Genomic DNA, 16,370 nt, shown 5'->3' on the forward strand with positions numbered 1-16,370 from the left:
CCCCTCAGGGAAGCGCGACTGCCCCTTCGGGAGCCCCCACCAGGCCCGGCCCCGGCCCGCCCCCACTCAAACCCCCGACAGGCCGGGCCCGTTGCCCCTCCCTCCCCCCTCGCGCCGCGTCGCCCCGCCGCCCCGTCAGCGCCCCCTCACGGCCCCGTCACCGAACCCACCGGGCCGCAACCCGGCCCCCACCCCGGCCTGCCCCCCGGCAGGTTCGCCGGCGTCGGCCCCGCCGTCAGGGAGTGGTGCAGACGACCCAGGGGATCAGCTGGTCCGGAACCGTCCCGGTGTTTCTGCCCACAACGCCCCAGCCGTTCTCCGTCGGGGCGGACGTGACGAGGTGGATGAGGCCCGACTGGGACGCGCCACCACCGCCTGTGGGCACTTGACCGCTCGGGCAGCTCACGCTCACGTCCAGAAGGCCACCGGCCGGTATCTGCCGTGCGGTGCCCTGGTGCCGGGTGAAGGCCGCCCGCGGAGTGGCCTCTTCCGCGGCGGGCGCCTGATCGGTGCCCTCACTGCCCGGGGTGGCGGCGATCGCCGTGCCGGCGGTGAGCAGCACCGAGGCCGTGAAGGCGCATATGCGGCTGAGTGTCATTTCTTCCTCCATGGTGACGCCCGGCGGACGCGGCCCACGGCGAAGGCCGCCCGCACGGTGACGGCGCGTGCAGGCGGCGCCTGGCCTGGGAGACATCCGCAACGGCGCGGGCGGGCTCGGCTTCACCGAGACGGCGCGGCGTTCCCGGCCTTCGCACGGGAGTCGGCCCTGACGGCACGTCAACTCGCCGCAAACACCTGTACGTCCGCGGTCGGCCGTACGCCTCCGGTGGGCGAGGAACGTCACTCACGCGCCCGCATCGACTGTCCTCTTCCATGGTCGAAGCCCTCCGGCAGGCGGGCAATGCGTGACCGGCCGTTCCAGTGAACGCCGGAGGGGGACAGGCCGGCCCCGCCCGCCGCAATCTGCGCCGCCCGAGTCGGTGTTCCACGTGTGTTCCAGGTTTGCCCATGGTGCGGCCTCCACGATCGGGAACCGAACGCACACCCCGAGCGCAGGATTGGCGGGCGAACAGTGAAGACGATGTCCATGGAACGGAAGTTCGCCGTCGGCGTGGCGGCGCTGCTCCTGCACGGCTGGACGTTCGGCGCCCGCGCCCGGGCCCGCGGCAGGCGGTACCGGACCGCGGCGTTCGGCAGGATGGACCGGCCCGGGGGCGGCGTGGTCGAGGTCCACGGCCGGCGGGCGGAGGGCGCCGAGCTCGGCGTGATCTTCTGCAACGGCCTCGGCCTCCCGCACGAACAGTGGGACTGGGTCTGCGGGAACCTCCCGGACAACGTGGCCTACGTCCGCTACAACCGGCCCGGATACGGTCTCAGCAGCCCGCTGCCCGGCGCCCCGACGGCCGAGGAGCAGCTCAAGGTCATCGACGAGCTGCGCGACCGCTACCTCGGCGGGCTCCCGCTCGTGCTGGCGGGCCACTCCCTGGGCGGCCACCTGGCCGCGGCGTACGCCGCGTCGCGCACGGAGGGGGACGTCTCCCACGTGGTGATGGTGGACCCGCTGGTCCTCGGCCAGCTGAAGGCGCTCCGCGGCGGGCCGGACGACCTCTGGCGACGGCAGCAACTGCTCATCGAGCGGGTGTGGGCGGCCTCCGGGCTCAACGTCCTGCGTCCTTCGTCGCCGGTCAGGGAGACATACGCCGAGGAGACCCGGGAGAGCATCACGGACTTCCACGCCCTGCCGAGCGTGTGGGCCACCGCCTACCGCGAGTACGTGACGGCGTTCTCCTACCCGGCGATCGCGCGGCTCGCCGCGCCGGTGCACGTGGTGACCGCGCTCCGGACGGCGCGCAACGCGGAGGGGCACCGCAGGGCGCAGGCCGGGCTGCGGGACCTGTCGGGGCGCTTCCGGCACCACGTCATCGAGGACGCCGATCACATGAGGGTCCTCGCGGAGGAGACCCACGCGAGGACCGTCGCCGAACTCATCGTCTCCGGAGGAATGGCATGAACAGGCAACGGGTCGTGTACGGGGCGGTGTCCGCCGGGTTGACGGCATGGCTGATCGCCACCGCCGCGGACCAGCTCCCCGACCGCAGGTTCGACGGCCTGCTGGGGAAGGGCAGGTGGCGGATACCGACCCCGAACTGGCGGTTCTTCGGCCCCAATCCCGGTGTGGCGGACACGCATCTGCTGTACCGCGACCTCACCGCGGGCGTCCCGGGGGCCTGGGCGGAGGTCGAGGTGACCGCGGGCCGGCAGTGGTACACCGTCGCCTGGAACGCGAGGAATCGCGCGCCCAAGGTGCTGTTCGACTCGCTCCAGACCCTCATCGTGTCGGCCGGCCAGTTCTCCGGGGACATGAGGCGGCTGTCGGTGACTCCCGCCTACCGCCTCCTCGGGCGGTATCTCACCTCCCGGGTGGACCACGTGCCGGGCGCCGACCACACCCAGTTCCTCCTCCTGCGCTCCCATCCGGAAGGCGGGACGCGCGTGGTCGAGCCCATGTTCGCCTCCGAGCACATCCGCCTGCCCGCGCCCGCCCTCTCCGCGGCGGCCCTCTCCGCGGCGGCCTCCCGCGGATAGCACCGGTCGACCGGGAGCCCCGTTCTCGCGACGCGTTTTCCGCGTCGGAGAGCGGACCCCTCGGCCGAACGGGCTCGGCCCACGGGCCGGGGAGACAGCATTCCGGCGGGCGGAAATCCGCCGGAATTCCGTCGGACTTCGGCGAAATCCCGTCGAAGATCTGTCGAATCGACAAGGAGATACAGCATGTCTGTCGTGGCCGAATTTGCCAACGCCTCGTTGGCGGACGTCACCCCGGGGCCGCTGATGGGGACCGAGGCGGGGCTGAGCTCGGACGCCGCCCCGGTCCTGTGCACCCCCGCCGCCACCATCGCGTGCCCCGAGGGCTGGGCCATCCTGGTCGCCGTGGCCGACGCCGTGTGGAACGTCACCCAGGAAATCACCCAGGGCTGACACCGGAAAACCGGCGGTTCCCCCTCGGCGGCGCGCCGGAAGGCGGCCGGGGAGGTGCACGGCCCCCGGCCGCGACCGGTGGCGGCGTAGGCGAGGGCACGGCCGCCGGGAGAAAACCCACGCGAAAGCAAGGAGATGAGACGTGGCAACGCCTCTCACCGAATTCGCCGACTCGGAACTGAGCGAGGTCGTCCCCGGGCCCCTGTTCGCGGCAGAGGGCTCCTCGTGCGCCGTTGAATTCGTCATTCACGCGGCAACGGTCACGGACGCCACCGTCTACTTCTGACCGGCAGGTCGCCCGGCGGCCGGGTGCGGCAGCGCCCGGAACCCGGCCGCCGGGCGGCTGGAACCTCCGCATGCCTCGCGCAAACCCGGCCCCAGGGGGCCGGGACCGGAAGAGCCGCGGGCCGTGCCGAACCCTGCCGGATGCGCCGCGGCCCGGCAGGGCGCCCGGGCCCCGGCCCCGTGCCCGCCCCGAAGCGCGGCTTCCCCGCCGGAAGCGAGCGTCACGGCGCCCCCTTCCCTCCCCGAGCGACGATTCACAGAAGGAGCCCCCCCATTGTTTCCCCGCCTGACCCGGGTGACCTCGGCCCTCGCCCGGATGCACTCGCCCACCGCCGTACGCCGCATCGCCTCCGCGGGAACGTTCGTGGCGGCCCTCGAAACCCTCAGCCAGCACGAGAAGTTCCGGAAGGGCGACCTCCTGGGCAGCCAATTCGACGTCTTCTACCCGAAATTCGCCAAGCGCCACCCCCGGATCACCCGCGCTCTCTCCTGGAGGGGGCTGCCCTACGCGTTCCACGGCGCGCAGGCGGCGGTGTCGGCGGCCACCTTCCTGTGGCCGCGGAACCGCACGCTGCGTCTGGCCGGTGGCACGACACTGGCCGCACTGAGCGCCGCCCAGCGCTACTGGAACCCGTACGGCCGAGACGGCGCCGACCAGTTGCAGCAGGTCATCAACGTCACGCTCGCGTCCACCGCGCTGATCGAGGACCGGGAGAAGGCCGACGACCTCGCCATGCGGGCGCTGGCGCTGGAGACGACGATCTCCTACGCCGCCTCAGGCGTCGTGAAGGCGGTCTCCCCGGTCTGGCTGAAGGGCGACGCCGTCGGCGGCGTCCTGCGCACCAAGAACTACGGCGACCCGCGCGCCCATCGGCTCATCACGCGTTACCCACAGCTCTCCAAGGCCCTGTCCTGGGGCACCATCGCCATCGAGTGCGGCTTCCCCCTCGTCTACGTGCTCCCCAGGCCCGCCGCTCGGGCCTACCTCGCCTCGATGACCGCCTTCCACCTGGGCATCGGCCAGCTGATGGGGCTCAACCGGTTCTTCCTCGCCTTCGGTGCCACCCACCCCGCCATCCACTACGTCCTGGCGCAGCGCCGCCGCGAGCTGTCCGCCGCGCCCCGGCCGGCCGCAGGACCGGCCGCATGAGCAGCGTCGGGGCCGGCGCCGTTCGCGCCCGTACCGGGCCGGGGGACCGCCGGGACACGGCATCCGCGGCAGGCGAGGGACACCTCGAAGTCGTCGGCCTCACCAAGCGCTTCGGCGACCGCGTGGCCCTCGACGGGGTGAGCTTCTCGGTGCCCCGGGGCACGATCACCGGCTTCGTCGGCAACAACGGCTCCGGCAAGACGACGTCCCTGCGCATCATCACCGGCCTGCTCGAACCGGACGCGGGCACCGTCCTCGTCGGCGGAAGGCCGGTGACCGACGCGTTCCGCGCCGCGATCGGCTACATGCCCGAGGCCCGCGGCCTGTACCGGGACATGAAGGTGACGCGGCAACTCGTCTACCTGGCCCGCCTCTACGGCATGTCCAAGGCCGAGGCGGAACGCGAGGTGGCCGCGTGGACGGCGCGCCTCGGCATCGAAAGGTACCGGTCCGCCAAGCTCAAGACGCTCAGCCTCGGCAACCAGCAGCGCGTCCAGCTCATCGCCGCGCTGCTGAACCACCCCGGGCTGCTGATCCTCGACGAGCCGTTCTCCGGACTCGACCGGGCCGCCGCCGCCTCGATGTCGGAGATCCTGCGCGAGGCGGCCGGGCGCGGGGTCGGCGTCTTCTTCTCCAGCCACCAACTCGACCTCGTCGACAGCATCTGCGAACGCGCCGTCATCCTGCGCCGCGGCACGGTGGTGGCCGAGGGGAGGGTCGACGAACTGCGGGACCGCGGCAGCGCGACGATCCGCGTCACCTTCGGCGCCCGTCGCGCTCCGACCGCGCAGGAGCTGTCCGCCGCCATGCCGGGGGCCCGGCTCCTGCACGGCACGACGTTCGCCGTCCCGGCCGGGGCGGACGATGCCGGCCGGGTGCTGCGCGCGGCCCTCGGCCTGGGGGAGGTCACGGAGTTCTCCCGGCGCCGGCAGACCCTCGGAGACGTTTTCGCGGAGGTGAGCGATGAGACCGGCGCGAAGTGACCGCACCCCCTTGCGCACCGAACTCGGCCTGATCGTGGCCCGGGAGATCCGGCTGCGGCTGCTCTCCCGCGCCGCACTGATCGGGGTCGGCGTCAGCGTGCTCGTCATCGCGGGCCTGGTGTTCTTTCCCCGGATGGCCGGGAACGGGACGGAGTCCGACCGGGTCGCCGTCCTCGGCCTGAGCGCCGGGGAGACCGCGCGGGCGGCGGTGCTCCTGCCGGACAACGATGTGGTGGCGGGGACGCCCGGCGCAAAGCCGACCGAGGACACGCCGTTCGTGGTCGCGGTGACGGACCGCGGCATCGAGGCCACCGCCTGGAAGTCCTCGCGGCTCGGCGAGTTGGAGACCGTCACCTCGCGGGTGCAACTGGCGGCGCTGAGCGTGGGTCCCGAGGCGAGCCGCACGGCCTTGTCGCTGAGCGCCGTCCACGACGACTCCGACCGCGTCGCCCGCACACTCATCGCCTACGTCGTGGTCATGCTGCTCTTCGCCCGCATCACCACCATGAGCTCGGCCGTGACGCAGGCGCTGATGGAGGAGAAGATGAACCGCGTCGTGGACCTGCTGCTGCCCAAGGTCCGCCCGCTGTCCCTGCTGTGGGGGAAGGTGATCGGCGCCGGCACCGTCGGCCTCGTCCAGACCTGCGTGATGGGGGCCGCCGCCCTGGGCATGCTGCTGGCCGCCGGCGACCGGACCCACCTGGACATCGTGGTGGGCGTCGCCGGAGTGGCGGTCGTCTGGTACCTGCTCGGCTTCCTCTTCCTCGGCGCACTCTACGGCGGCGTCGGCGCGATGATGTCCCGCCCCGACGACGTGCCGGCCGTGACCGTGCCACTCCAGATGGTCAGCATGCTCACCGTGTTCGCCAACCTGGCCGCGCTTCAGGCGCCCGGGGCGCGCTGGGCCGACGTCCTGAGCACCATCCCGCCCTTCTCGGCGACGCTGGTGCCGCTGCGGTACACCACGGGGGAGGAGAGCGTCGCCGGGATGGCGCTGTCCGCCGGGGTCATCCTCGGCTGTGCGCTGCTGCTCAGCATGGCGGGAGCGCGGCTGTTCACCCTGGCGGTGCGCGCCGACTCCGCCGGCGAGGCGGTGCGCCGCTTCTTCACGACCGCATCCCGCCGTGCCGCAGCCTAGGCCGCGTCGTGCGGCCCCGCGCGAGGCCGCGCCACCGGCCACGGCAGCACACCGCGTTGCCGCGCGCGGACGGCACCGGCCCCCGGCTTCGGCGGGGACCCGAGCGGCGGGGACCCGAACCGGCGGGGACCGAATCCGGAACGCAGCGAGGGACGAGCCGCCGTGTGCGGAAGAACGGAAGGAAGCGAGCGGGACATGACCGACGCCGACGCGGTGATAGTGGGCACCGGGCCGAACGGGCTCGCCGCGGGGGTGACCCTCGCCAGGGCGGGCCTGCGGGTGGAGCTGTACGAGGCGGCCGGCACCATCGGCGGCGGCCTGCGCACCCAGGCGCTCTTCGACGCCGAGGTCGTCCACGACGTCTGCTCCGCCGTGCACCCCCTGGCCGCGGTCTCGCCGTTCTTCCGGGAGTTCGATCTGGCGGCCCGCGGCGTCGACCTGCTGACGCCCGAGGTGTCCTATGCCCATCCGCTGGACGGCGGCCGCGCCGCCCTCGCCCACCGCGACCTGGACGCCACCTGCGCGGGCCTGGGGCAGGACGCGCGGCGCTGGCGGCGCCTGATGGCGCCGCTGATGCGGCACGGCCAGGGCCTGGTGGACCTGCTGCTCTCCGGCGCCCGCCGCCCGCCGCGCGACCCCGCCGCGGCGCTCCTGCTGGCCCGGCACCTGCCCGTCCACGGCACCCGCCTCGGCGCCGCCAGGTTCCGCGGCGAGGAGGCCCGTGCCCTGCTCGGCGGCCTCGCGGCCCACGCCCTGGGCAAGCTGCCGAGCCTTCCCGGCGGCGCCATCGCGCTGCTGCTCGGCCACCTCGCGCACTCCAGCGGCTGGCCGCTGCCCCGCGGCGGCAGCGCCCGCATCGCCGACGCCCTGGCCGCCGACATCGTTGCCCACGGCGGCACCTTCCACACCAGCCGCCCGGTCACCGACCTCCGCGAGCTCACCGGCCCCGGCGCACCCGTCCGGGCCCGCGCCGTGCTCCTCGACGTCAGCCCGAAGGGCCTCCTGGCGCTGGCCGGTGACCGGCTGCCACCCCGTTACGCCAGGCGGCTGGCACGGTTCCGCTACGGCCCGGCCGCCGCCAAGGTGGACTTCCTCGTCTCCGAGCCGATCCCGTGGGCCCACAGGGAAGTCGGCCGCGCGGGCACGGTGCACCTCGGCGGCACCTACGCCGAGACGGTCCGCCAGGAGACCCTGACCGCCCGCGGCGTGCCCGGCGCGGAGCCGTTCGTCCTGCTCGTCGACCCGGCGGCCACCGACCCGGGCCGCGGGCTGCCGGGAAAACGCCCGGTGTGGGCCTACGCCCACGTCCCCCACGGCGACCCCACCGACCCCGTCCGCCTCGTCCGTGCCCGCATCGAACGCCACGCGCCCGGGTTCACGGACACCGTCCTCGCCGAACGCGGGGTCCCCGCGGCCGAGATGGAGCGGCACAACCCCAACTACGTGGGCGGCGACATCGCGTCGGGCGCCATGACCCTCCGCCAGTCGCTCCTGCGCCCCGTCCCGCGGCTCGACCCGTACCGGACGCCGCTCCCCGGCATCTACCTGTGCTCGGCGTCCACACCGCCTGGGCCGAGCGTGCACGGCATGTCCGGCCATCTCGCGGCGCTTTCGGCGCTGCGCCGCGAGTTCGGCATCCGCCGGGCGCCCTCACTGGCACCCCGGGCCGGGTAGCGCGTCGGCGCCTCGCTGCGCCCGCGGAGTCGAGCAGCCGCCGGACGTGTGGACCGCAGGGCGGCACTCCCGGCGGCAGCCGGGACGCGCGCCGCCACACACTCCGGCGGCGGGCACTTACGGCCATCGCCCCCCGGGGAGCCCCGCCCCGGTGGCCGGCCGCGGCGGCCCGCCCGTCCGGATCTCCGCCCGGCCAGGCCGTGACCAGGCCGGACACCGGCGAACCGTCCGGGACGGCCCCCTTCCGTTGCCGGTGTCTCCTGTCCCTCACACACTCGCTCCTGACACGGAGCCGCGCCGTCCGAGTCGATCGGCCGGCGACGTCCGGCGGGACGGGGGAACGGTGACCAGCGAGAAAATCAGACCTGCTCTCGGCGAGGCCGGCGAGGCCCGGGTGCCCCGCCCCCGGAGGCGGTGCGCAAGGCCGGCCCCCGCGGGGAGCCGGCGCTGCCTCTGCGGAGGCCGCCATGACGGCTGAGTTCGGGCTGCTCGGCACGGTCGAGGCGCGGATCGACGGGCGGCGGGTGGACCTCGGGCACGCCAAGCAGCGCTACGTTCTGGCAGCGCTGCTGGTGGACGCGAACCACGCCGTGTCCCCGGGGGAACTGGTGACCCGCCTGTGGGGGGACCGCGCCCCCCAGCAGGCACTCGCGTCGCTGTACTCCTACCTCTCGCGTCTGCGGCAGGCGCTCGCCGCGGCGGATGACATCAGCATCGACCGGTGGGCCGGCGGTTACCTGCTGTCGGTGGAGAGATCGGCGGTGGACCTGCACCGGTTCCGCTGCCTTGTCGCCCGGGCCCGGGCCGCCGGGACCCCCGAGCGAGCAGCGGGTCTCTTCGAGAACGCCCTCGGGCTGTGGCACACGGAAACCCTCAGCGTTCCCGACACGCCCTGGTTCAACGCCCTGCGCAACAGCCTGGCCATGGAGCGGCTCGCGGCCGAACTCGACCTCAGCGACCGGCAGTTGCTGTTGGGCAAGCACGGCGAGCTGCTGCCAGGGCTCAGCGCACGGCGAAGAGCCCACCCCCTGGACGAGCGGGTCGCAGGGCAGCTGATGCTCGCCCTCCACCGCAGCGGGCGCACCGGGGAGGCACTGGAGGAATACCACGTGCTCAGGCGGCAGCTGGCCGAGGAACTCGGCACCGATCCCGGCGCGGACCTGCAACGGCTGCACCAACGGATACTCCACGCCCCTCCGGCGCCCGCCGCCACCCCGGCCCCGGCAGCAGCCACCGCCGCCCGATCCGCCCCTGTGGCGCCGCAGGGCACTGCGCCCGGCGCGGCGGCGGCCCCGGAGCAGGCGCCGGCGGTGCCGCGCCAGCTGCCGCCGATACCGGAGTTCTTCACCGGCCGGGACCGGGAGCTGACCACGCTGGACGAGCTGCTGGCATCGAACCGCGGCGCGACGGCAATCGCGGCGCTCGGCGGCGCAGGCGGCGTCGGCAAGACGTGGCTTGCGCTGCGCTGGGCACACCGGAACCGGCGCCGATTCCCCGACGGCCAGCTCTACGCGAACCTCCGCGGCTTCCACCCCACCGCGGAGCCGGCCGGCCCCTCCGCGGTGCTGCGCGGCTTCCTCACGGCCCTGGGCATGGCGGCGGAGGCGGTGCCGCCCGACCCGGACGCGCAGGCGGCCCGGTACCGCAGCCTGACCGCGGGGCGGCACATGCTGATCCTCCTGGACAACGCCAGGGACACCGCCCAGGTCGCCCCGCTGCTCCCGGGCGGCCGCCACGGCACGGTGCTGGTGACCAGCCGCAATCAGCTCCTCGGACTGGCCACCCGGCACGGGGCCCGGCTGCTCGGAGTGGAGGTGCTGACCGAACCGGAGGGCCACGAGCTGTTCGCCCGCCACCTCGGAGCCGCCCGCATCGCCGCAGAACCGGCCGCCACCGCCGAACTGCTGGCCCACTGTGCGGGCCTCCCGCTGGCGATCGGCATCCTGGCCGCCCGCGCCGCCGCACTGGGCACCCCCCTGGCCGAGCTGGCCGAGGAACTGCGCGAGGCGGACGGGCGGCTGGACGCCCTGGACACCGGGGACATCGGCGCCCACCTCCGTATCGTGTTCGCCGCGTCCCTCCGCGTCCTGCGAGTGGAACAGGCGCGGGCGTTCGCCCTGCTGGGACTCCTCCCCGGCCCGGACACCGGCCTTCCGGCCGCCGCCGCGCTGCTCGGCCTGCCCCCGTCGCAGACCCGGGCAGTGCTGCGGTCGCTGACGACCGCCCACCTGATCGCCGAGCACGCTCCCGGCCGGTTCCGGATGCACGCCCTGACCCGCCTCTACGCCTCGGAGCGGGGCGCCCAACTGCCCGCGCACGTCCGCGAACCCGCGCTTCTGCGGCTCGCCGACCACCAGCTGTTCTCCGCCTGCCGCGCCGACCGGCTGCTCGGCGGCCACCCCCTGCCGTCCGACCCCGGCGAGCCGGCACCGGGCAGCGAGCCGGCCCGCCCCGCGGACGCCGCGGAGGCGCTCGCCTGGTTCCGGGCCGAACACGACGTGCTCCGCGCCGCGTTGCACGCCGCCCAGCGCAGCGGCCGGTCCGCCTTCGCCCGCCGGCTGGCCTGGGCGCTCCACACCTACCACGCCGCGCAGCGCGCCACCCCCCGCACCACCCGGCACCCCACGACGGTCGCTGCGGGGGGCGGGCCGGCAGTGCCCGGCGGGTGAGGTGCGTTCCCGCGCGGCCCGTTGCCGCGCCGGCTTTGCCGTGGAGCCCCCGACGTGGGGCCCCGTCCACGGCGACCCGGCGCCCGAGCACTTCCGGCTCGCCTTCGGCACCGGCCCCGCGGCCTCGCCGACGGGGGCGCCTCCGGCCGCCCGGCGCGGATGTGCGCCCCGGCCACGGTCGTGAGGGACGTCGGCGGCCCGGACGCCGCCCGGCCCCGACCGCGATTGGGCCCCCGGACTCGGGCACCGGGCTGCCGCCGCACCCCACCCGGCCCTCAGAATCCGACGGCCTCGCGCAGCAGCAGAACGGTGCCGCGCCCCGGCTGCGGCTCGGCGTTGAGGACGAGCAGGCGGTTGACCGCGCTCGGCTGCCCGTAGGCCGCCTGGGCACGCACGCTCTCCAGCGGGAGGGCGTGCTCCTCGACGCGGCGCAGCGCGGCGCCGAGGTCGGGCACCACCTTCTGCGCCCCGACCACCCAGATCGCCCTCCCGGCGCCGCCGGCCGAGGCCGGCAGCTGGCTGCCGCTGCCCGAGGCGATGACCAGGGAGCCGGTCTCGGTGACGGCCGCGACGCTGGCGACGAAGACATCGGGGGTGGCCACCAGCCGGCGGATCCGGTCGAACTCGGTGGCGCGGTCCATCCTCAGCACGCGCGGCCTCAGGGCCTGGTACCGGTCGCCCGTCTCGATGTCCTCCGCGATGCCGGAGAGCCGCAGCGTCTCGCTGGCCCCGGTGAACACGCTGGCGCCCTCCGGGATCAGATCCCTGACGCGGGCGCGGGCCGCCGCGGCGTCGTCGAGCAGTTCGGCGGTGAAACCGTTCGCCCGCAGCGCCGCGATCGCCCGCTCCAGCCGTTCGGCGGACGCCGGCGCGGCGAAGTCCTCGGCCGCCTGGGCGGCCGGGGCGCCGTCCGTGCCGGGGCCCGGCACCCGACCTGCCTCCCCCGCCTCGCCGGCGCCGGGAGCCTGATCGCCGGGCGCCTGAGCGCCGGGGCCGGGCGCCGAGCCCTTCAGCGGGCTCGTGTCGAGGTACCTGACCTCGTAGACCCGCTCGGCGAACCGCCATCCCTCCGGCGTACGCCGGTACGTGTCGTGGTAGATGGCGAAGTTCAGGCCCGAGCGGCCGTCCAGCAGGCGCGCGACCTCCTGTACGTAGGTGCGGCCGGTGGCGGTGTCCCCGTCGATCCGGATCGTGCCCGGATGGCTGTTCTGCACGAAGAAGTCCCACTGGCTCTGCAGGCGCTCGCCTCCGGCCTGGATCTCCTCGCGGCCGATGAACTCGACCGGCACGTTGGGCATGCGCAGAACGCCGTCGGCGGTGAACAGCGCGGCGAGGCGGGCGCGGTCGCGCATCATCGCCGCGTCGGTGAACTCGCCACGCAGTGCCTCGATCTCTACGCGGTCGGCGATCTTCCGGAGGTCGTTCATGCTGAGCTTCCTGTTCCCTGAGCGGTGGACGCGTCTTCACCACTCCGACAACACAGCCCCGCCGAATGTGAGGTGGCCGCCGGCCTCACATTCCGCCGCTCTGCGGTGTCGTAGGGGAGGAGCCACGCGAACGAGGAAGCAGGAGAGCGTATGAGCACCCAGCCGGAACGGGCACAGCGGCGGGCAGCCGAGCCGCGGGACCCCAGCCTGAGCACGATCATGGGCGAGCGGCGGCAACTGCTCAACCTCGCCTACCGGCTGCTCGGCTCCCTGGCCGACGCGGAGGACGCCGTCCAGGAGACCTACACCCGCTGGTACGCGATGTCCCGGGCGGAGCAGGAGGCCATCGAGTCCCCGGGTGCCTGGCTGACGAAGGTGGCCGGCCGCATCTGCCTCAACCTGCTCGGCTCCGCGCGCGCCCGGCGGGAGTCCTACGTCGGCGAGTGGGTCCCCGAGCCGCTGCCCGACGCGGCCGAGTGGATCGCCGGGGCCGCGGGCGGCGCCGGCGTGGACCCGGCCGACCGGATCACCCTCGACGAGTCGGTGACCATGGCCTTCCTGGTCGTGTTCGAGTCGATGACCCCGGCCGAGCGCGTCGCGTTCGTGCTGCACGACGTCTTCCGCTACCCGTTCGCCGAGGTGGCCGAGATCGTCGGCCGCAGCCCGGCGGCCTGCCGTCAGCTGGCCTCCTCGGCCCGCCGCCGCGTCGCCGCCGCGCGGGCCGCAGGGAGCCCGAACGCGGACCGGCAGGCGCGCGTCGTCCGGCGGTTCAAGGCGGCCTGGGAGGCGCAGGACATCGACGCCCTGATCGGCCTGCTCGATCCGCGCGCCACCGCGATCTCCGATGGCGGAGGCCGCGCCATTGCCCACCCGCTGCCCCTCGAAGGCGCCGAGCAGATCGCCCGCCTCTACCTGACGATCGCCCGCTTCCCGGCGCCCCGGACGATCCTCGAGCGCACGGTCAACGGGCTGCCGGGCCTGGTGATCGAGTCCGGCGGCCGGATCGAGACGGTGTTCGCGTTCCAGGTCGCCGACGACGACCGGATCACCCACATCTGGGCGGTACGCAACCCCGACAAACTCCGCCCCTGGCACCCGTCCTGACCGGCGGGCGTCCGGCGGAAGAGGCGCCGGGAACCGAGGGAGTTCCCGGTGGCCGGGCCGAGCCCCACCTGCGACGCCGCCGCACGGAAAAACCCGGCCGGGACGCATCTCGGCCGGGCGGAGCCGATGTGGGTGACGTCAATGACGGATGAGCGCGCCCGCAAGCCCCGCAACGCCGGAATCCATATGCTGCCCACTCGCCCTCGTGCGTTCAGGCCGCGCATGAACTTTCTCTTCTTCCCGGGGAGCATCCGTGACATCGTACGACCCGACATATGCCGGCTTGGCCGTGCCCGACACCTTCCTGCGTCCCTCCGGCCCGCTGGATCTCATGGGGGGAAGCGGGGAGCAGGAGCTGGTGAAGGGGGCGCTGGTCGGAATTGCCGGGCTGATTCCCGTCGTCGGAGGGGTCGCCGGCGGCATCGTGAAGTTCATCCTCGACTCCCTGTGGCCGAAAAAGGCCGACCCCGACGCCGTGTGGAAGCTCATCGAGGACCGGGTCAAGCGGGTCGTCTCCGAGGAGCTCACAAAATTCTGGGACAAGATCGTCCACGTCCAGCTGGCCGGCATCAAGTCCCTGTGGGCCGACTATGCGGACAGGGCGGCGCACGGCAGTGCGCAGTCGGCGAGAACCGCATTCGACAGCGCCCGATCCGCCATTCTCCACGACTACGAATACTTCACCGACAAGGACTACGGCCACCTGACGCTGCCGTTGTTCGCGCAGATGGGCAATCTCCACATCTGCCTCCTGCGGGACGGCATCCACAACGCGGTCAAGCTCGGTTTCGAGAGCAAGGACGTCGAGCTGATGCGCAAGGAACTGCAGGAGGTGGCGGTCGGTTCCGGCGGCGGAAAGAACGGGAAGTACGCGCAGTACGTCTTCGACACCTACGAGGCGGGCGTGAAGAAGGTGAAGGACAAGGTCGGCTACCAGTGCGAAATGCATATCTCCGCCATCGAGTATGCGAAGTTCTACTGGCCCGTACTCGGTGACCCGGACAAGAAGGCCACGTCCGTTCTCCGGCAGCACGTGGTCTACATGGGGCCCTGGGCCACCGAATACGGCGACAGCGGGTACAAGGCATGGGAGAGCGAGAACATCCCCTATGTCAAGAAGACCGATCCGGGCAAGCTGCAGGAGGTCCGCGTCTGGACGACCACCAATGCCTGCATCAGGGGAATCCGGCAACTGCACGACGGCAAGAGCGAGATGCAGGGCTGGCCGGACGCCTGGGAGAACAGCGCCAGCGTCGGGGCGTACAGCATCCGGGCCGTTCAGGTGTCCTATCCGCCCTCGTGGGACACATACGGGGCGATCTCCGTGTTCTGGTTCTACAAGAAGGAGGCGGGCGGCTGGGATTGGGCGGGCTACCACGGGGGTGTCTACGGCGCGCTCAGCCAAAGAGTCGAGTGTGATCCCGGCTGGGAGCTGTGCGATGTCCGCGTCGTCTCACACAGGTTCCAGGACCGCATTTCCGGCGTGCTGTTCGGCTTCCAGCCGACGGAGAAGTACATGAAGCCGCCCGCGCAGGAGCCTCCGCGGGCGAACGCCTTCTACACCGTCCTGTCCCACCCCGACGGCCAGGCCCTCGACCTGGCCCGCTACAGCGCCGCCGAGCCCGTCCCCGTCGCCCTGCGCGAGGTCAACGGCTCCGACAGCCAGGTCTGGCAGCTCCAGGAGGCGGGCGAGCACACCTGGCATCTGGTCAACGCCTACAACGGCCGGGTACTCGCGGTCCGCGACGGCGAGGCCGTCACCCTCGCCACCAAGGAAGAGGCGACCGCAACGACCCGCTGGGCCGTCCACACCGCCGAGGACGGCACGCATCGGCTGGCCGCCCACGCCGCCGCCCCCGCGGCGCGGCTGAGCGCGGCCGGCTCCACCGTCACCACCAGCGAGAGCGAGGAGGCAACGGCCTGGGTGCTCCTCCCCGTTCCCACCCGTGGCCCCGTCGCCGACATCCGCGCCACACGCCCCGCCCTCCGCCCCGTCCTCGTCCAGTCCGCCGAGGACCCCGGCGACGCCGGACTGACCCTGGCCCTGGAGAACCCGGAGGAGGGGAGCACCTTCGACGGGTGGACGCTGGAGTTCTTCCTGCCCACCGAGGCCGGCGCCGCCTTCACCACCGCGGAGGACGACGCCGTCGTGGTCGAATCGGCCAGGGCCGAGGAGCGGGGCACTCACGTCACCGTCCGGCCGCGGTCCTCCGGCCAGGCGCTCGCCCCGGGCGACTCCCTGCGCTTCACCCTCAACGCGCCCTCGCCCGCGCCCCGCCTCTCCCTCTCCTCACCCGCCGCGGCCCGGCTCGACGGCATCGCCCTCCGGAGCTGACCGCCGCGACTCCCGCGCCGGCACGTACCCCGGCGATGCCCGACGCGGGCGGGAACCCCGTCGTCCACGGCCGCGGCCCGACGGAGCAGGGGCACGTGCGTTGTCCGCGCGGTTGGCCACGAGGGGCCTGAAAAGAGCCCAGGCAACAGAAAAACCCCAGGTCAACTGGGGTCTTTGGGAGTGTCCGAGGGGGGACTGCACCCGATGCCCCACGGATCCGTCCGCTGACGACGGTGCTGGAACTGCCCACAGGGGGCCGTTGACTCGTCGAGAAACCGACCCTGTCCAATGTGCGGATGCCCAGGTTCGAGTCCTGGGCAGGGCGCCATACAGATGGGACCCGCTTGTGACCTGCGGTTTTCTGGTCGTCAGGTGACGGTGGAAGCGTCGTTCCCTCTCTGACGTTGGCTGTCCCGCAGAAAACTCGACTGACAGGCGGGCTGGTGCGAGCTCACCGTCACGACGGGGAAGCCTGACAGACCCGGCTGCCAGGACACCTGGGACTGTAAGTCGAGCCGGCTCTGTTCCGTAGTCGGTGGTGACGGTAGGCGACGGGCGTCGTTGACGTCATGTGCAGGATGTGGACTCCCTTGTGTCAATGGTGTTTTCGGGGCTCTCGGCGCTGG

At 73.3% G+C, this 16,370-nt stretch carries 13 protein-coding genes; 11 read left to right on the forward strand and 2 right to left on the reverse strand.

Annotated features, from left to right (window positions below; genetic code table 11):
- Positions 1-235: 235 nt before the first annotated feature.
- Positions 236-598 (reverse strand): hypothetical protein, encoded by a 363-nt coding sequence (locus tag D7294_RS30860; RefSeq protein ID WP_120685127.1) that lies wholly within the window; start codon positions 596-598, stop codon positions 236-238.
- Positions 599-1,081: 483 nt separating this feature from the next.
- Here D7294_RS30860 and D7294_RS30865 point away from each other — a divergent pair, with 483 nt between their 5' ends.
- The 9 genes from D7294_RS30865 to D7294_RS30900 all read left to right on the forward strand — a co-directional run bounded on the left by D7294_RS30865 (position 1,082) and on the right by D7294_RS30900 (position 10,878).
- Complete coding sequence (locus tag D7294_RS30865; RefSeq protein ID WP_147450963.1) at positions 1,082-2,011, forward strand: alpha/beta fold hydrolase; 930 nt, start codon at positions 1,082-1,084, stop codon at positions 2,009-2,011.
- Positions 2,008-2,586, forward strand: a complete 579-nt coding sequence (locus tag D7294_RS30870) for a hypothetical protein (protein WP_120685129.1) — start codon at positions 2,008-2,010, stop codon at positions 2,584-2,586. Before D7294_RS30865 ends, D7294_RS30870 begins: the two co-directional genes overlap by 4 nt.
- 186 nt (positions 2,587-2,772) lie before the next feature.
- Positions 2,773-2,979, forward strand: coding sequence for a linaridin family RiPP (locus D7294_RS30875; RefSeq protein ID WP_120685130.1), 207 nt, complete (start codon positions 2,773-2,775; stop codon positions 2,977-2,979).
- Positions 2,980-3,121: 142 nt separating this feature from the next.
- Positions 3,122-3,265 (forward strand): hypothetical protein, encoded by a 144-nt coding sequence (locus tag D7294_RS32160; RefSeq protein WP_158674741.1) that lies wholly within the window; start codon positions 3,122-3,124, stop codon positions 3,263-3,265.
- Positions 3,266-3,538: 273 nt separating this feature from the next.
- Positions 3,539-4,414 carry a hypothetical protein gene (locus D7294_RS30880; RefSeq protein ID WP_241562742.1) on the forward strand — a complete coding sequence of 292 codons (876 nt, stop codon included), beginning with the start codon at positions 3,539-3,541 and terminating at the stop codon, positions 4,412-4,414.
- Complete coding sequence (locus D7294_RS30885; protein ID WP_120685131.1) at positions 4,411-5,397, forward strand: ABC transporter ATP-binding protein; 987 nt, start codon at positions 4,411-4,413, stop codon at positions 5,395-5,397. The genes D7294_RS30880 and D7294_RS30885 overlap by 4 nt, the downstream gene beginning before the upstream one ends.
- Positions 5,378-6,535, forward strand: a complete 1,158-nt coding sequence (locus D7294_RS30890) for an ABC transporter permease (RefSeq protein ID WP_147450964.1) — start codon at positions 5,378-5,380, stop codon at positions 6,533-6,535. The genes D7294_RS30885 and D7294_RS30890 overlap by 20 nt, the downstream gene beginning before the upstream one ends.
- A 195-nt stretch (positions 6,536-6,730) precedes the next feature.
- Positions 6,731-8,209: a phytoene desaturase family protein gene (locus D7294_RS30895; RefSeq protein ID WP_120685133.1), complete on the forward strand. Its 1,479-nt coding sequence runs from the start codon at positions 6,731-6,733 to the stop codon at positions 8,207-8,209.
- A gap of 467 nt (positions 8,210-8,676) precedes the next feature.
- A complete protein-coding gene (locus D7294_RS30900; RefSeq protein ID WP_120685134.1) occupies positions 8,677-10,878 on the forward strand; it encodes an AfsR/SARP family transcriptional regulator in 2,202 nt (733 codons plus the stop codon).
- 275 nt (positions 10,879-11,153) lie between these two features.
- Here D7294_RS30900 and D7294_RS30905 read toward each other — a convergent pair whose 3' ends face one another.
- Positions 11,154-12,305, reverse strand: a complete 1,152-nt coding sequence (locus D7294_RS30905; protein ID WP_120685135.1) for an LUD domain-containing protein — start codon at positions 12,303-12,305, stop codon at positions 11,154-11,156.
- 150 nt (positions 12,306-12,455) lie between these two features.
- Between D7294_RS30905 and sigJ the strand changes: the two genes are divergently transcribed.
- On the forward strand, positions 12,456-13,409 hold the full coding sequence (gene sigJ, locus D7294_RS30910) for an RNA polymerase sigma factor SigJ (protein ID WP_120685136.1): 954 nt from the start codon (positions 12,456-12,458) through the stop codon (positions 13,407-13,409).
- Positions 13,410-13,662: 253 nt separating this feature from the next.
- The gene (locus D7294_RS30915) at positions 13,663-15,744 is read left to right on the forward strand and encodes an insecticidal delta-endotoxin Cry8Ea1 family protein (RefSeq protein WP_147450965.1); all 2,082 of its coding nucleotides are present in this window, start codon (positions 13,663-13,665) and stop codon (positions 15,742-15,744) included.
- Positions 15,745-16,370: the final 626 nt, after the last annotated feature.

Source organism: Streptomyces hoynatensis, from assembly GCF_003626535.1.
GTDB classification, from domain to species: domain Bacteria; phylum Actinomycetota; class Actinomycetes; order Streptomycetales; family Streptomycetaceae; genus Streptomyces; species Streptomyces hoynatensis.